17 protein-coding genes and 1 tRNA gene are annotated in these 15,228 nt (G+C 44.7%); 9 read left to right on the forward strand and 9 right to left on the reverse strand.

Going from position 1 to position 15,228, the window contains the following annotated elements; translation table 11 throughout:
- Nucleotides 1-612: mechanosensitive ion channel domain-containing protein (locus Q0241_RS11935; RefSeq protein ID WP_299377636.1), on the forward strand; the 612-nt coding region annotated here is incomplete at its 5' end.
- Here Q0241_RS11935 and Q0241_RS11940 read toward each other — a convergent pair.
- Nucleotides 613-1,254 carry an HAD family hydrolase gene (locus Q0241_RS11940; RefSeq protein ID WP_299377638.1) on the reverse strand — a complete coding sequence of 214 codons (642 nt, stop codon included), beginning with the start codon at nt 1,252-1,254 and terminating at the stop codon, nt 613-615.
- A gap of 105 nt (nt 1,255-1,359) precedes the next feature.
- On the opposite strand from Q0241_RS11940, the gene Q0241_RS11945 reads away from it, so the two are divergent.
- The gene (locus Q0241_RS11945) at nt 1,360-2,214 is read left to right on the forward strand and encodes an NlpC/P60 family protein (protein ID WP_299377640.1); all 855 of its coding nucleotides are present in this window, start codon (nt 1,360-1,362) and stop codon (nt 2,212-2,214) included.
- Nucleotides 2,215-2,522: 308 nt separating this feature from the next.
- Nucleotides 2,523-3,512, forward strand: coding sequence for a GTP 3',8-cyclase MoaA (gene moaA / locus Q0241_RS11950; RefSeq protein ID WP_299377667.1), 990 nt, complete (start codon nt 2,523-2,525; stop codon nt 3,510-3,512).
- A gap of 52 nt (nt 3,513-3,564) precedes the next feature.
- On the opposite strand, the gene Q0241_RS11955 is transcribed toward moaA, so the two are convergent.
- Both Q0241_RS11955 and Q0241_RS11960 read right to left on the reverse strand, forming a co-directional pair.
- Nucleotides 3,565-4,788 carry an MFS transporter gene (locus tag Q0241_RS11955; protein WP_299377642.1) on the reverse strand — a complete coding sequence of 408 codons (1,224 nt, stop codon included), beginning with the start codon at nt 4,786-4,788 and terminating at the stop codon, nt 3,565-3,567.
- A 42-nt stretch (nt 4,789-4,830) separates the two neighbouring features.
- Nucleotides 4,831-5,316 carry a molybdopterin-guanine dinucleotide biosynthesis protein A gene (locus Q0241_RS11960; RefSeq protein ID WP_299377644.1) on the reverse strand — a complete coding sequence of 162 codons (486 nt, stop codon included), beginning with the start codon at nt 5,314-5,316 and terminating at the stop codon, nt 4,831-4,833.
- 158 nt (nt 5,317-5,474) lie between these two features.
- Here Q0241_RS11960 and Q0241_RS11965 point away from each other — a divergent pair, with 158 nt between their 5' ends.
- Nucleotides 5,475-6,242, forward strand: coding sequence for an NAD kinase (locus Q0241_RS11965; protein ID WP_299377646.1), 768 nt, complete (start codon nt 5,475-5,477; stop codon nt 6,240-6,242).
- A gap of 181 nt (nt 6,243-6,423) precedes the next feature.
- Here the strand turns inward: Q0241_RS11965 and Q0241_RS11970 are convergent, their stop codons facing one another.
- The gene (locus tag Q0241_RS11970) at nt 6,424-6,660 is read right to left on the reverse strand and encodes a hypothetical protein (protein ID WP_299377648.1); all 237 of its coding nucleotides are present in this window, start codon (nt 6,658-6,660) and stop codon (nt 6,424-6,426) included.
- 142 nt (nt 6,661-6,802) lie between these two features.
- Between Q0241_RS11970 and Q0241_RS11975 the strand changes: the two genes are divergently transcribed.
- The 3 genes from Q0241_RS11975 (at nt 6,803) to Q0241_RS11985 (ending at nt 8,968) form a co-directional block, all read left to right on the forward strand.
- Complete coding sequence (locus tag Q0241_RS11975; protein WP_299377650.1) at nt 6,803-7,786, forward strand: transcriptional regulator GcvA; 984 nt, start codon at nt 6,803-6,805, stop codon at nt 7,784-7,786.
- Between the two features lie 451 nt (nt 7,787-8,237).
- A tRNA-OTHER gene (locus tag Q0241_RS11980) sits at nt 8,238-8,308 on the forward strand.
- Between the two features lie 135 nt (nt 8,309-8,443).
- The gene (locus Q0241_RS11985) at nt 8,444-8,968 is read left to right on the forward strand and encodes a gamma-glutamylcyclotransferase family protein (RefSeq protein WP_299377652.1); all 525 of its coding nucleotides are present in this window, start codon (nt 8,444-8,446) and stop codon (nt 8,966-8,968) included.
- 57 nt (nt 8,969-9,025) lie between these two features.
- Here the strand turns inward: Q0241_RS11985 and Q0241_RS11990 are convergent, their stop codons facing one another.
- From Q0241_RS11990 to Q0241_RS12000, 3 genes are all read right to left on the reverse strand, one after another.
- Nucleotides 9,026-9,361 carry a PilZ domain-containing protein gene (locus Q0241_RS11990; protein WP_299377654.1) on the reverse strand — a complete coding sequence of 112 codons (336 nt, stop codon included), beginning with the start codon at nt 9,359-9,361 and terminating at the stop codon, nt 9,026-9,028.
- Between the two features lie 258 nt (nt 9,362-9,619).
- Entirely contained in the window at nt 9,620-10,345 is a 726-nt protein-coding gene (locus Q0241_RS11995) for a molybdopterin-binding protein (protein WP_299377656.1), read from the reverse strand.
- Nucleotides 10,346-10,389: 44 nt separating this feature from the next.
- A complete protein-coding gene (locus Q0241_RS12000) occupies nt 10,390-10,839 on the reverse strand; it encodes a YtoQ family protein (RefSeq protein ID WP_299377658.1) in 450 nt (149 codons plus the stop codon).
- 197 nt (nt 10,840-11,036) lie between these two features.
- Between Q0241_RS12000 and Q0241_RS12005 the strand changes: the two genes are divergently transcribed.
- Both Q0241_RS12005 and Q0241_RS12010 read left to right on the forward strand, forming a co-directional pair.
- A complete protein-coding gene (locus tag Q0241_RS12005) occupies nt 11,037-11,405 on the forward strand; it encodes a hypothetical protein (RefSeq protein WP_299377659.1) in 369 nt (122 codons plus the stop codon).
- Nucleotides 11,406-11,555: 150 nt separating this feature from the next.
- The gene (locus tag Q0241_RS12010; RefSeq protein ID WP_299377661.1) at nt 11,556-12,986 is read left to right on the forward strand and encodes a PepSY domain-containing protein; all 1,431 of its coding nucleotides are present in this window, start codon (nt 11,556-11,558) and stop codon (nt 12,984-12,986) included.
- A gap of 75 nt (nt 12,987-13,061) precedes the next feature.
- Here the strand turns inward: Q0241_RS12010 and Q0241_RS12015 are convergent, their stop codons facing one another.
- Together Q0241_RS12015 and Q0241_RS12020 are read right to left on the reverse strand one after the other, a co-directional pair.
- Entirely contained in the window at nt 13,062-14,306 is a 1,245-nt protein-coding gene (locus Q0241_RS12015) for an MFS transporter (protein ID WP_299377663.1), read from the reverse strand.
- 155 nt (nt 14,307-14,461) lie between these two features.
- Nucleotides 14,462-15,076 (reverse strand): hypothetical protein, encoded by a 615-nt coding sequence (locus Q0241_RS12020; RefSeq protein WP_299377665.1) that lies wholly within the window; start codon nt 15,074-15,076, stop codon nt 14,462-14,464.
- Between the last annotated feature and the right edge of the window lie 152 nt (nt 15,077-15,228).

The raw sequence follows: 15,228 nt of genomic DNA on the forward strand, positions 1-15,228 counted from the left end.
CTTGGTGTTGGTATCGGCTTTGGCCTTCAAAAAGTTATTTCCAACTTGGTATCCGGTATCATCCTGTTAATGGATCGATCCATTAAACCGGGAGATGTTATCGCCGTTAATGATACCTATGGCTGGGTTAAATCTTTCGGTGCTCGCTATGCCTCTGTTATTACCCGGGACGGCATTGAACACCTTATCCCAAATGAAGAGTTCATCACACAACGGGTTGAAAACTGGTCTTATACGAACAGCTGGGTCAGAGTACGTGTACCAATTGGTGTTTCCTATAACTCAGATCTTCACAAGGCCATTAATCTTTGTATAGAAGCCGCGAAAGAGAACAAACGCATTCTGGACAACCCCAAGGCAAACTGTCTTGTACGTAACTTTGGCGACAACTCTGTAAACCTAGAAGTACGGGTTTGGATTACCGATCCACAGAACGGAGTTGGCAATATAACGAGCGAATTGTTATTGGCAATCTGGGATAAATTCAAAGAAGAGAATGTCGAATTTCCCTTCCCCCAACGTGACCTTCATATCAAAGCACCAATCCAGATTGAAACCCTTTCGAATCAAACAGATTATGGGCAAGGTCAACCAGAAAACAAACCTTCTTAATTATAGAGAATCAACAACATTCAAAAAGTCCAACGGCTTATCAATAAAGTAGTGAACACCAGCGCCTTTTAATTCACTGACAGTTCCATAACCATAGGTAACACCAACCGATATCATCTTATTATTTAGCGCCCCCAAAACATCATGCTTCCTGTCTCCAACCATGAGAGAATTTGACGGACGGCTTCCCGTTTTTGAAAGTGCGTACTCAAGTAAATCAGTTTTATTAGAACGCGTACCATTCAATTCAGAGCCAAAAACCCGCTCGAAAAAGCTTTCAAGATTAAAGTGCTCAATTATTTTAGTGGCATAGATTTCCGGCTTACTTGTCGCAACAAAAAGGGGAAAACCTTTTTCTTTAAGCTTATTAAGAAGAAGAACGATTTCTGGATAAATCTCATTCTCATAAAGACCTGTTTCTGCAAACCTCTCTCGATAGAGAACAATAGCCTCCTCACTTAAAGATCTACCGCCAAGCAGCTGATCAAATGATTCCTTCAAAGGTGGCCCGATGCACCATTCCAGATCATCAGGCGACGGACTTTCCATGCCAAGTTGTTCCAAAGCATACTGAATAGACTTCGTAATACCTTCTTTTGGATCGGTAAGGGTTCCATCCAAATCAAAGAAAATTGCCACCATTTTGACCTCTGGGCTGTAAAACAGGAACAACAGTACTTTATTTACTTACTCGACAGTGGCAAGCTTGTAATCAAATAAGACTGATAGAGAAAGCCTGACGCCATCATGTCACAAACATTGGACCCTCGCCTTCATCCGCTGAGAGAAGACCTCGCTGCTGAATATCTGCGCGACAAAGTTGAGGCTTCTGCATACAGCAAAGGCTACGCGGCGCAGGTATCAAAGGGTATCGTTCCCCTCAGGCGTCACCCAGCGGATGAGGCTGGGCAAGACACAGAGTTGCTTTTCGGCGAGAAAGTCACTGTCTATGAAGAAAAAAATGGCTGGGCGTGGGTTCAAAACGCCAAAGACAGCTATGTCGGCTACATACGCGCTGACACCCTGTCACGAGAAGTAAGACAAACAACACACAGGGTAAAATCCCTTCGTACTTATGTTTATCCCCAGCCTGACATGAAAATCCCGCCGATAGACATGCTTTCAATGGAATCAACGGTTCTCACCCTAAAAGAAGAAGGGCGCTATACCCAAATTCAAGGCGGCGGATGGGTCTTTACCGACCACATTTGTTCACTTGAAACTAAAGCCCTAAGTCATGTAGATGTCGCTTACCAATTTTTGGGAACCCCCTATTTCTGGGGTGGAAAATCTTCTGTTGGCATCGACTGCTCTGGTTTGGTCCAGGTATCCCTAAGCGCCAGTGGTATCAACACACACAGGGATACCTATGTCCAAGAAACAAATGCAGGTTTTCCAGTAAACTCCGAACAATGCACCGAAGGTGACCTTATCTATTGGCCGGGGCATGTTGCTATTGCATTAGATAAAGAGAACGTTATTCATGCTACAGCAAACTCTATGGACGTTCTGATAGAGCCAATTTCCCACATCACAGAACGCGTAAAAATGGAAACGGGTGGAACAGGTATAACCGCTATTAAGCGAATATCGACAACATGATCTATGTTATACGCAATGAAAGCGTCTTAATATGTGACCTTGATATATGACCTTGATATATGACAGGGCACAATCCTTTTGCTTTCACTATAGAGTTGAAACTTAAATTGACTTGCAATTAACGACCTATGCGCCAAAGTGTAGGATGATTTTCAGGAATAAAAACAGAGCACCTGAAAGCTCAGGAGATATAATTGATGATTAATTCGTCAAACATACAAAAGGGCCTCGTCTCGTCCGCGGCTTCTGCGGCCAATACGCAAGGCAACATTCAGGATGGTCACCCCAGGCAGGATGGTCACCCCGGAATGATAGACCCTTTTGGCCGTATGGTTGATTATCTGCGGATATCGGTCACCGACAGATGTGATTTCCGCTGTGTTTATTGCATGTCTGAAGACATGAACTTTTTACCAAAAAAAGAACTGTTGACGATTGAAGAGCTGGAAAGAGTTTCTGGTGCCTTCATCAACCTAGGCGTCAAAAAGCTTCGTTTTACGGGTGGTGAACCACTGGTTCGCAAAAACATTATGAAGCTGTTTAATGGCCTGACACCTTACCTGGAATCAGGGCAGCTCAAGGAAATGACCCTGACAACAAACGGAAGCCAGTTGGAAAAGTACTCGCAACAGCTTGCAGATGCGGGAATGCGACGTATTAATGTTTCCCTCGACACACTCAATAAAGATAAGTTTGCCGCGATCACACGATGGGGAAAGCTTGATCAGGTCCTAGAAGGTTTACAGGCGGCCAAAAAAGCCGGGCTAAAAGTCAAGATTAATACCGTTGCTCTTCGCGGTGTAAATGATGATGAACTACACAACCTTGTATCTTGGTGCGGCGACGAAGGCTTTGATATTACCTTTATCGAAGTGATGCCGATGGGCGATATTGGGAACGAAAACCGTGTTGATCAGTACCTGCCTCTAACGGAAGTGCGATCCATTTTAGGGGAGCATTGGACCCTAAATGAAAGTGATCACAAAACAGGCGGCCCTGCACGATATGTAGAGGTCAAGGAGACGGGCGGAAAGATCGGTTTCATTACCCCCATGACCCATAATTTCTGTGAAAGCTGTAATCGAGTTCGAATGACCTGCACCGGAACCTTGTATCTCTGCCTCGGGCAAGATGATGCCATGGATTTGCGGGAACCCTTGCGCAGCAGTGATGAAAACGGGCCGCTAGAACAGGCAATATTTGAAGCCATTGCCCGAAAGCCCAAAGGTCATGACTTTATCATCGACCGAGAAGCCGACCCATCTGTTGCTCGACACATGAGTGTTACAGGCGGCTAAAGAGATAAAGGGAGGCTCCGATCAAGTTCCCTTTATCTTTTCTACAGCCCTGTTAAGCTGATGGTATTTTTTTCATCATCAGCGGAAAAAGGTAATACCAACCCACACCAAGCAACTGTGCGACAAGCAGCATAACAATACCCGCTTGATATCCTTCGACAGCATAACCACCAGAGGCTTGTACAGGCCATAATTCGATTACTGCACCGACGGCCCATTGCCCGACAAAAGCAACGACAAACACAAAAGAGTTCAATGCCGTATTAACACGGCCAGCCAGATGAACCGGGAAAAATTGTGATAAGCCCGGATAGATAAGATACCCCCCCGTCCCTAACAGACCAAAAACCATCCAAACAATACTAACCATCAGAAATGAATTCATTTCGATCAATAAAAAAGCTTGGGGTATGACGCAAAGAAACATCGCATAAAACCCGACAGTAATCGGGCTAATATTATGGCGCCGCAACCAATCAGTTAGAATACCACCCACAAGAAATCCGACAAAAACAGAAATCGCAATCAGAGTTAAACCCCATCCGACGATATCGCGATCAAAGCCAGCTACATCACGCAACCAAGGACCAGACCACAACGCCTGCAGAGAAAAGAAGGCCGCCTGAGACATTACCGTGAAGGGCATGATACGCCAGAAAAACGAGCTTTTAAAAACAAGGCCGTAGTCCCTAATTTGCTTGCTAACACTCTCACTTGCTGGGATCTCGCCTCTTCGTGGAATTATAAGATAAATCAAAGCAGAAATACACAACGACATGATGGCAAGGACAACAAAAACACCTCGCCAGCCCATAATTTCTGAAAGGAACTCTACCGGAGCTGTTCCCGCGATAGCCCCAAGCCCACCCGCAGCAAGATGACAGCCATTAATTAAAGCAAGTCGTTCTTTCGGAACCCAACTGACATAAGCTTTGAACGCAGCCATCATACAGGCAGAAACGCCGAGGCCGATCAATCCCCGCGCCAAGATAAGAAGCGGAAAATTTTCGGCCCAAGAAAACAATAGGGCACCCGCAGCTGTTAATAGTAAAAAGGCGCTTTCAACCTTTCTTGGACCATAACGGTCAAGCAATACGCCTAAAGGCAACTGCGTAAGTGCAAAAGTTATGAAAAATGCACTCGTCAACAGGCCTAAATCTGCGGCAGACAGATCCAATTCTGCAACAAGATCAGGTGCGATAACAGCATTCACGACACGCAGAAGAAACGAGAGGAAATAGCCAATAGCGAAGGGAAGGAAAACGCGAACAATCATGAAATTAATTGTTACCTACCAGAATTATGAAAGAACCGAATTTTATTGAAGGATAACTTGGTGTGTAAAGTTCCGACCATTCGTAATCGTTATCTGGGTAAAACCCATCATTGCTGCCAAATCAAAAAATGTAAAAACATCTTCAACACCCAGCTCTTGAAAGACAGGTAGGGTTCGAACCCCTGCCGTCATATTCGCAAAGATTGCACGGGCGCGATAAATTGTATCCAAACGTCCATCTTCTAACCCGACAATAATGAGCTTCTCTGCATCATTGCCCTTGGCAAAAATTGCTGCTGTCGGCGCAAATTCCCGTTGCATATTCTGCTGAGTGATAGACGTTACAAAAGCGATACGAGTTTTCCGGTGCGCAGTTGCAATTTGCTTAGCTCTGGCTTTGTAAATTTCCCGGTACACAGGATCAGGGTAATAGTATCCAGCATGCCTATCCGCAGCTTGAACAGTAGCCCCTAAAATACTGCAAAAACCAACGACAGCCAGAATTGCTAGAAAAAATGAACGGATCAAAATAAACACCCCTTATACATATTTTATTTATCAATCAGTACCAGACATTTTGACAGCGCTGCAAGTGGCTGTCAGTCTATTGTTATCATTTGTGAAATACATATCAGTGATCTTTGTAATGTTTTACGGAAAAGGCTGGCTGCCATGAGAAAAAAACGATGAGCCGAAAACGTGTTGCATTTGTTGCCTCTGAAACAGAACGTGCAACAAATGCATTGGAATGCCTAGAAAACAAATACAAAGCTGTTTCCCCTGACGAAGCGGATGTGATCGTCGCGCTTGGTGGAGACGGGTTCATGTTGGAAACATTACACCAATTTATAGGGTTGGACATTCCTATATACGGCATGAACAGGGGCACGATTGGCTTTCTTCTGAATAAATACAACGAAGATCAGCTCGATCAACGCATTGAAAGGGCCGTGAAGGTTACATTGCATCCCTTGCGTATGTCCGTTGAGACAGTGAGCGGTCAAAAATTTGAAGCCCTGGCCATCAATGAGGTTTCTCTTCATCGAGATAGTCGACAAGCCGCAAGTATAGGCATAGACATCGATGGTATCGAACGCATGCAGGAATTGGTATGTGATGGTGTCATCCTATCAACACCTGCGGGCAGCACAGCTTATAATCTGTCTGCTCATGGGCCTATCGTTCCTATCGGGGCGTCATTGCTTGCTATGACACCCATTAGCGCCTTTAGACCAAGACGTTGGAGAGGCGCCCTTCTTCCAGCTTCGGCAGAAGTTACGTTCAGAACCTTGGACACAGAAAAGCGCCCCATTTCTGCAACGGCTGACTTCACCGAAATTAAACACGTCAAACGGGTCAGTGTTCGTCAGGACAATAGCGTCGATATGAATCTTCTTTTTGACGAAGAGCACAATCTGGAAGAACGCATTATTCGCGAACAGTTTCTTCCCTAAGCTGCCAGCCTCCCCTTTTTAAGCATTCATTCAGTCTTTGAATTCACACACAGCCAAAAACTTCAAAAGCCCGTCAACGGCTGTCGGCGAGCAGTTAACGAGCTTTATAAAGTTCCAAAAGGAAAGTACGCTACCTTCTCGAAAGAAGAACCCGATAGCGCGGTCGGGGCAGGGTAATTTTTTAGTTAACCCAGAAAGGTTTTGATGCTTCACGGTAGGCAGCCTGAGCCGTAATTCCCATATCCTGTAACAGATGGGCATCGGCATCACGAAGGCTGGCACGTTCATTTAAACGCTCTTGCCATGTGACCAACTTCTGGATGACGCTCGCAATTGGGGCCTTCAAAAAAGATACATCCTGCTTGCTCTTTTGCAACAGACCAAAAGTATAGTTTTTGTGCATTGTTACATTTGCCATAACAGTTCTCCTTATCCGAAATAATATGCCTCAACGGGCAATTGTTCTCTGTGTTCTTTGATACAGCTAAAATATGACCGTTTGATTTCAATCTCAAACGATGTTATTTCATATATCAGATTAGATTTTATAATGTGAAATTATGCTGAGACCTCTCCCACCTCTAAATGCCTTGCGCGCGTTCGAAGCAGCAGCTAGACAACTCTCCTTCACCAAAGCCGCACAAGAGCTTTTTGTGACGCAAGCAGCTGTCAGTCACCAGATCAAATCACTCGAAGACCATTTGGGCATTCAACTTTTTCGACGAATGAACCGTCGCCTAATCCTTACTGATGAGGCGCAGATTCTGTTACCTGCTGTCAGTGAAGCTTTCGACATTATTAAATCAACTACGCAGAAACTTTATGATGGTGGGGATCGTGGCACCCTTAAAGTCTCTGTCATGCCTTCTTTTGCCGCAAAATGGCTATTACCACGGCTGCCAAAATTTCGCCGAAAGCACCCTGAAATCGACATCCTTGTTTCGGCAACCATTACAAAAAGTAATTTCTCTCGCGATGATGTGGATTTGGCAATCCGATTTGGCGCAGGGCAATATCCCGGCTGCCGCGTTGATAAAATGATGGAAGACGAGAGTCTTGTTGTCTGTAGCCCTCACCTTCTCAAAGGATCACTACCTTTACGCACACCCCATGACCTGAAGTATCACACGCTACTTCATGACGATGTCGGCGAAGAACCCTTTGCCGTTAACTGGCGGCGATGGTTACATATTGCCGGTGTTACAGATATCGATCCGGATAAGGGTCCAGGTTACAATGATTCCAGCTTAATCTTACAGGCAGCGATAGAAGGACAAGGTATCGCGTTGGGCCGCACATCCCTTACTTATGACGACCTAAAAGCAGGCCGATTAGTTTGCCCCTTTGGCCCCAGAACCCCCTCAACCTATCAATACTACGTTGTCACCCCGCAAAGCACGTCCGAGATCACCAAAATCAAGGCTTTCCGGGAATGGCTGCTTGAAGAAGCAACAGCTGATGACTTTGTACCCAATGTACAGATCGACCTGGATAGAGCGAAAGAAAGAGGCGAAATTGGCACCGATCATGTTACCCCCCAATAAAAACGAAAAAAGCTGATAGTACTTCTAATTTATGTTTCAGAATCATATTCTTGCTCATTTAAGTGAAGGCATACTCCATTTCAGAAAAAATCAAAAAAATTTTAAAAACCTAAAAACGAATCATTGACACAAAGCTGCTTTCGGGCGAGAGATTTCCTCACAGAGTGTCCTAGACAACACGTGCGGACGTGGTGGAATTGGTAGACACGACGGACTTAAAAAATTGAGTGCCTTTGGGGAAACCCAAAGAGTAGAACTGCTCAAATTCGGGGAAAGCTTAAATCGCAAGATAATGCCAATCCCGAGCCAAGCCCAAGACTTGAAAAAGATTTGGGAAGGTGTAGAGACTAGACGGGCAGCACCTACGACAAGGATCAGTGAGTTAGGCCTTGTTATGGTGAAGGGATAGTCCAGACCACAAACGCGCGGTGTTTACACCAAAGGCGTGGCAGCGAAAGCTGTAGATGGTATGAAAATCCGTTGGCTTCGGCCGTGCGGGTTCAAGTCCCGCCGTCCGCACCACTCTTCTTTTTTTGAGAAGAGACCGTTGCTAGAACATGATTTTGCTCTCCTTTGAAATTTTGCTTTGTTTCATTCTTTCAAAGAGAGCTTTATTAAACACAAATCTCCAGAACACCAGAACGCCCGAGCTTCAAGATGCATGACAACACCTTACCACTTTTCTTCTTTGGCTCGCTGATGGATCAAGATGTCCTTGAAATTGTTTTGGGCAAAAAGATTGACGTTCAAAACCTCAAGCAAGGCGTACTCCTCGGGTATCAATGCGAAAAGGAAGCAAAAGAAAGCTATCCTGTACTCATCCCAAGCCCCGGAAAGCAGGCAACCGTGCTGATCGCAGAATCTCTATCGACAACAGATATCGACCGTATTCTTTTTTATGAGACAGGCGAGTATGACCTTGTTCGCTTCAATTTGTTAATCGACGAAAAAGAAATTACAGCCCTGGGCTTTGCAACAGGCGACGGCATCGCATCATCGGGTGAGCGTTGGCATCTGAATGTCTGGCAAAAGAAAGACAAAGCAGCGTTTTTACCCCTAGCTGAACGCTTTATGGAAGCATACGGGACAATGACTCTGCCGGAAGCTCTCATTTTTTGGGATCAACTCGTTGTGGAATTCGACCAAGACAAAATGGCCACGAGCTCCTCGATAGCAAGCTAACAAAAAAAGCTCTTCACAATACGAAGAGCTTTTTTAATCACGGTCCGTCGTTAACGGTTAACTATGCAACACCCGCATGTCATCGCTATTAAGAAAACCGGACAACCGTTCTGCTATTTTTTCAGGTGAATTTCTAAATTTTAATCCAACTTGAAGCCCGTGACGCCACATTACTTCACCGCCAAAATGAACAGACCCCGGCAGAATAAGCGTAACTTCACTATTCAACGGAACAGTGTCTGCGAGTTGCACTTTGACGCCAGTAACTGACACATCCACAACTTCACAGCTCGTAGATAGCTCAGGACCAAACTTTAAGCTCCCGCTCAACGCGGCCCCAATACGCGCCTTACCGCGACGCTCTTCTACACTTGCCTTTAATGCATCTTGCATTTCTATCGATCCCCCGTCGACTTCATTGCATTTCCATAAAATCCCATATAATTCAAAATGAACCAAGTATGGAAAAATTACAAGAGAATAAACAAACCAAAGGCAAATAGCGCAATAATATTGATGCATTAAAGTAATATTTATGGTTAATATGCTTAAGTATAATTCGGGAAAATACCCTTTTATTCTTCTTTATAACTGCCGATAAAACCACTTATGCTCAATACTACAAAGAAAAGTCACCGTCACTTCGGCAGGTCACGTATAGCTGTTAAGAACAACATCAACGTCTTTTTCACATTGCGTCAATAGATCTTCATTTGTTGATCGCATCACAATGCGCACACCCGTACCTCCTCGTCCCATAAATGGATAGCTACCGACATCAACATCAGGGTATTTTTTCTGAATATCACCAAGGTCTTTGGCAATTTCTCCCTCCTTAGCATGAGACGTCAAAGTCCGTGAAATCATGGGTCTTCCCCCCGTCAGCCCCGGCGATAGTTTTGAAAACATGGATTGCATGATCTTCGGGACGCCAGCCAGAACAAAAACATTTTCGATCTGGTATCCCGGCGCAACAGAGATATCATTTTCAATGAGGCTGGCCCCTTGAGGTACATGTGCCATACGCAGGCGTGCTTCAGTTAACTGATCTTCGCCATAAAAAGCTAGCATAGCTTTATGTGCATCGGGATGAAGGATCAAAGGAACATCAAAAGCATCTGCAACACACTGCGATGTTATGTCATCATGTGTAGGACCAATACCACCTGTCGTAAAAACATAATCAAAAGCACTTCGCACTTCATTTACCGTGTGCATTATACGCTCTGGAATATCAGGGACAATTCTGGCCTCTTCCATTCTGATCCCGATTTCATTCAGCTTTTCACCAAGAAAAGAAAGATTTGAATCCTGAGTTCTTCCCGAAAGAATTTCATTCCCAATGATGACCAGACATGCCGTGTATATACGTTCCATAGTATTGCTTAAGCTCTCTTCGTTATAATCAACAAGTTATTGGATCAAAGTTCCCCTCGGATTACATATTTTAAAACCTTCACAACTTCTTCGGGCGTTCTGGTCACAGCAAGCGCCGCAGCATCAACTTCTTTCAAAGCATGTTGGTGGTCCGGTCCGTGCATGATGATCAACGGCTTTCCCAGTGCAGATGCGTATCCCGCATCAAAAGCTGCGTTCCATTGTTTATATTTCTCGCCAAAGCAAACAACAACGACATCGGATTTTTCTATGAGCGTACGGGTGCGAATTGCGTTTACTTTTGCACCTTTATGATCATGCCAGAATTTATCATCTTCTGCCCCGAGGATAGCGACACCGCAATCATCAGAAGATGCGTGGTCGGTTACAGGCGCAGAGATTTCCACAGGCAAGTTTAACTCTTGTACCTGTTGTTCAATCTCTTCACGCCAATTTGTATGAATTTCACCCGATAAATATATCTTCCAGCTCATAACAGTTTTAATCCTTACAACAAATAAAATGGTAAATAATTAAGAGATAAAATTGCACCCCGAAAACCAGCACAAAACCCTTTGTAGGCTACAAAGAATGCACCATAGGAACAACAACCTTCTCTAAATTGCGATAAATTTAACATTGTCCAGTCACCTAAATCTTGACTATAAGCAGAATAAGCAAGGGACTATCAATGAACTGGCAACCAGCTACAGCAATCAGAAAAATAGTAAAGCTTGTGCTTTTACTACAGTTCCTTGCTGTCTCATTGATTCCACAAGGGATGATGACCAGTTTTGCGGGCGATACTCTTACCCTGGTTATCTGCACCCCCGAAGGCATTAAAGAAATATCAGTTCCCGCAGAAGAAAAAAAAGAGGTTAAAAGCGGATCAAACTGTGCGTTTTCGCTCCATGCCGATCAGCATCTAGCCACGTTCAACAAACCAGTAGAACTCGCCGTATTATCAAAAGCATCTACGAACAGAATTTCAGACCGCCATTTAGCAGAACTTCAAAGACATCTGGCCTATGGGTCACGGGCACCGCCTATCTTCTCCTAAGTAATAAATTTATCAACAGTTGACTATGGAGCAACACGCATAAGAGCTGTTGTGCAAAAGGCACTTCATAAGCTTTTTCTTATGAACCTCTCCAAGCGTTAACACTCAAGAATAATTATCTCGTACAATGAGAATACTCAGGAGTTTGTCATGTCAAATATGACAGCAGATAACCCGTCCATGAACGATCATGGCACAGACGTTTCATCCACAACACTATCTCAAAAATTCTATCGCGCCGCCTGGCGTTGGCATTTTTACGCGGGCCTATATGTCATACCGTTTCTTCTGGTACTTGCCGTAACTGGTTTGATCATGGTGTATTTCAATTCCATTGAAACCCGTTTCGGTGAAAAGCTTTATGTAACACCACAAGCGGAAATGGTGCTACCGACAGAGCAACTCAAAGCAGTTTCTAACGCCTACCCGAACAGTGTTATTGCTCAATATATGCCGCCACCCGCAGCCGATCGTACCAGCCTTTTCACCATCAAGCTTGATGGTGTAAAAACAATCGTTTCCGTCGACCCTTATACAGCCCAAATTGTTGGGTCAGTGGAAAAAGATTCTACCTGGTTCTATTTTGCCAGTGACATTCATGCCAGCCTATTAATTGGTGATCTTGGTGATCGTCTGATCGAAATTGCCGCAGGCCTAACCATCCTCCTGATTGCAACAGGACTATATTTATGGTGGCCACGTGATGGCAAAGGATTGAGGCGTGCCCTTGTTCCTGATCTTACAGAAAAGGGGCGTACTTTCTGGAAAGAGCTTCATGTATCCATTGGCTTCTATATTTCAATTATCTTATTTTTCTTCCTGATTTCCGGCTTATCCTGGGCAGGCGTATGGGGTGGAAAATTTGTACAACCATGGAGTACATTTCCAGCCGAAAAATGGGACAACGTTCCTCTTTCTGATGAAGTTCACGGCATGATGAATGACGGGGCAGTCAAAGAAATTCCCTGGGGATTAGAATTGACTAAAATGCCATTGTCCGGTTCGGACGCGGGGACAGTAGGCATTCCAGAAGGATACGCAATCAACTTGAATTCTATGGTTGTTCTGGCCCGTGGTATTGGCTTTGACACACAATTCCGTATCAATCTCCCCGGGTCACCAACCGGTGTTTACACTATATCTGCAGACTCTATGGACGGGGATACAGATACACCAACCGGCGACAGAACTGTCCATGTTGATCAATACAGTGGCAAGGTCCTTGGCGAAGTCGGATATGAGGATTACTCCCTGATGGCGAAATCAATGGCTGTTGGCATTGCCCTTCATCAAGGTGACATGGGATGGTGGAACTCAGTCCTTAACGCCCTGTTTTGTCTTTCTGTGATCTTTCTGTGTATCAGCGGTATTGTTATGTGGTGGATCCGTCGCCCCAAAGGTGCTGGAAGACTCGTTGCTCCTCCCCTTCCTCAAAACCTACCACTCTGGAAAGGGGCAGTGTTTATCATGCTCCTTCTCTCTCTGGCTTTTCCTTTGGTGGGGCTTACTCTTCTTGGAGTACTTGCAATAGATCTCTTGGTTCTCTCGCAACTACCTTTCATGAAACGTGCTTTTAACTAAAGCCAAAACAGCGAAGGGAGGCTCTTGAGCCTCCCTTTTCTTTAATCTACCCAGACGTTACCAACGCTCATGTTCTTAGGCAAACTTCCTTCTGGCCAAAAACTGTCTTTGCGCGCACCAAAGACAAAATGTTGCAAACACGCACCATACAATGCACCCGAGCACGACAACTTCGGGCGAGACATCCCTATCAAATAGCCACCCAAAAAGAGCAGGAGATAGAGCAGAAGCGAGAACAGACACAGACATCGCCATTGCCCTTATCGCTCCAATATGTCTTGTTCCATAAACTTCGGCCCAAATTGCGCTTGTCACTGTAGATCCAAAGCCAACTGAAATTCCAATAAAGCTCATGAACAATGTCGCCGCATAGAGGTCTTGAGATAACCCTAGGAAAAGCAGCCCAATCAGGAAAACAGGGATATGGACAATCAATAACCTCAACGCACCAAAACGATCGACTAAGGTTCCCGCCAGAACAGCACTAATAGTGATCATTGCGGCATAGACCGTGAAGTTCCCCGCGAACCACGCCATAGACCACCCCTTACTGGTGACGATATGAATTTGATGAAAAAAGATACCTGTCACAATAAAGGCTAAAGTTCCCAGACCGGGCAACATTAAATAAAACCCTTTATCCCGCAGAACATCGCGACGAGACCACTGCTTATGATCATCACGACCAGCAGACGCCAAGGCCTGACTTTTAATCTGCTCATTCATGCGCGCATCTCTCTCACTGTGCCCGCGCAAGAGAAGAAAAACCAAAGGCATAAGGATGAAGCCTAAAAAGCCAGCATTCAAAATCCAGACATCTCGCCAGTCCAACAAACTCAGCATCCAGATTGTCAGTAAAGGTAAGCTCGCCTCGCCAAGGGAAAGACCTAATGATGCTATCGAAATAGCACGCCCTCTATTGTCGTGAAAATAACGTGCCATCGCGGTTACAGATATGTGGCTCATAAGCCCCTGACCACACAATCGAACCAGAAAGAAAATAGGGAAGGTCAAATATGGCAATCCAGATGGTATAAAAGCCAAAGCCAAAGTAGCTGTGCATAACCCCAAGATCACCAAATAGCTATACGCCCGCAAATCCATATGGTCGATCTGCTTGCCAAACCAAATCACTGCGAACCCACTAATCAATGTCGCAGAAGAATAGAAGGCACCAAAATCACCGTGGGACAAATTCAGATCGGTTCGAATTTCTTCACTGAACAAAGAAACATAGAACGTCTGACCAAAGCTGGATGCAAAAGCCACCACAAAGCCAAAGGCCAAGAACCGGGCATTGGTCAAAATAAAATTGAACATGGGTTACGCCCATAACAAAGGGATAATGATGATCAAAAGAGAAGATGTCAGAATAAAGACAACAATCTGAGAATAACCGGAATTAGCGGGACAACAAGATTTTATTATTCAAGATGAAGCAAAACCAACACCTACAATCACATCATCAAATATCTTTAACGCTGATAGTACCCTTTTGTCTTCATGCAGCGGTTAAAGTGAATAGCCTGCCTTTTTTTAACGTCTTTCTTATCAATACTCTGACGAAGATTTAAGATGGATGATGTCCCCCCACCATGACTGTCCCCAAAACTGCCTCCGCGATCATCTTCAATTCGCGCATCATGCGCGACAAGACCTTTCGCATAATAATGGCAGGATGCGACATCATTTTCATAATCAACTTCTGTTTTCGGCGTTTCAGCAGAATACAGCTTGCCATCAGGCGCCTTAATAATCGGTTGTCCTTGTGCCGGGGTTTGATCCGGGGCTTGTGCAGGCGTAGAGGATGGTTCTGCAGAACCATAAGGATAACTGTTCGTTACGGGTTGGTCACTGATGCTCAGACCACCATCTGTTTCATTCACAGTCCCGGTAACATTCTGATTGATAACTTCGTTTGAATTTCCACTCGGCGAATTTCCACTGGGTGGGATTGCCAATGTCGAAGGTGCCGATGTATAGGTTTTCGTCTGCTTTTCGGGTGCCGCTTGTTCACTCTTACCACCAAATGCACACCCTGAAAGCAGAATAGCAAGAGCAGAAGCAGTAAGAACAAAACGGCAATTCATAAAAATTCTCCCGATAAATTGGTGAGCAATAAGATGGGTAAGTAAACACCTGCGTTTTAACAGGTTTGGCTCAAATAATAACAGCGAACAAAAGTTAACAACAACTTGTACTGGCTTCCAGATCTTTGGCAAGTGTTATAAATGGCACTTGA

It is taken from the genome of uncultured Kiloniella sp., from assembly GCF_937128705.1.
In the GTDB taxonomy this organism is placed as follows: domain Bacteria; phylum Pseudomonadota; class Alphaproteobacteria; order Kiloniellales; family Kiloniellaceae; genus Kiloniella.

What these genes read in the sequence shown, in the direction of transcription:
- Q0241_RS12010 (WP_299377661.1), top strand. Translation starts at nt 11,556, where the DNA reads ATGTCAAATATGACAGCAGATAACCCGTCCATGAACGATCATGGCACA.
- Q0241_RS12020 (WP_299377665.1), bottom strand. Translation starts at nt 15,076, where the DNA reads ATGAATTGCCGTTTTGTTCTTACTGCTTCTGCTCTTGCTATTCTGCTT.
- Q0241_RS12000 (WP_299377658.1), bottom strand. Translation starts at nt 10,839, where the DNA reads ATGAGCTGGAAGATATATTTATCGGGTGAAATTCATACAAATTGGCGT.
- Q0241_RS11975 (WP_299377650.1), top strand. Translation starts at nt 6,803, where the DNA reads ATGCTGAGACCTCTCCCACCTCTAAATGCCTTGCGCGCGTTCGAAGCA.
- Q0241_RS11985 (WP_299377652.1), top strand. Translation starts at nt 8,444, where the DNA reads ATGCATGACAACACCTTACCACTTTTCTTCTTTGGCTCGCTGATGGAT.
- moaA (WP_299377667.1), top strand. Translation starts at nt 2,523, where the DNA reads ATGATAGACCCTTTTGGCCGTATGGTTGATTATCTGCGGATATCGGTC.
- Q0241_RS12005 (WP_299377659.1), top strand. Translation starts at nt 11,037, where the DNA reads ATGAACTGGCAACCAGCTACAGCAATCAGAAAAATAGTAAAGCTTGTG.
- Q0241_RS12015 (WP_299377663.1), bottom strand. Translation starts at nt 14,306, where the DNA reads ATGTTCAATTTTATTTTGACCAATGCCCGGTTCTTGGCCTTTGGCTTT.
- Q0241_RS11955 (WP_299377642.1), bottom strand. Translation starts at nt 4,788, where the DNA reads ATGATTGTTCGCGTTTTCCTTCCCTTCGCTATTGGCTATTTCCTCTCG.
- Q0241_RS11965 (WP_299377646.1), top strand. Translation starts at nt 5,475, where the DNA reads ATGAGCCGAAAACGTGTTGCATTTGTTGCCTCTGAAACAGAACGTGCA.
- Q0241_RS11970 (WP_299377648.1), bottom strand. Translation starts at nt 6,660, where the DNA reads ATGGCAAATGTAACAATGCACAAAAACTATACTTTTGGTCTGTTGCAA.
- Q0241_RS11940 (WP_299377638.1), bottom strand. Translation starts at nt 1,254, where the DNA reads ATGGTGGCAATTTTCTTTGATTTGGATGGAACCCTTACCGATCCAAAA.
- Q0241_RS11945 (WP_299377640.1), top strand. Translation starts at nt 1,360, where the DNA reads ATGTCACAAACATTGGACCCTCGCCTTCATCCGCTGAGAGAAGACCTC.
- Q0241_RS11990 (WP_299377654.1), bottom strand. Translation starts at nt 9,361, where the DNA reads ATGCAAGATGCATTAAAGGCAAGTGTAGAAGAGCGTCGCGGTAAGGCG.
- Q0241_RS11995 (WP_299377656.1), bottom strand. Translation starts at nt 10,345, where the DNA reads ATGGAACGTATATACACGGCATGTCTGGTCATCATTGGGAATGAAATT.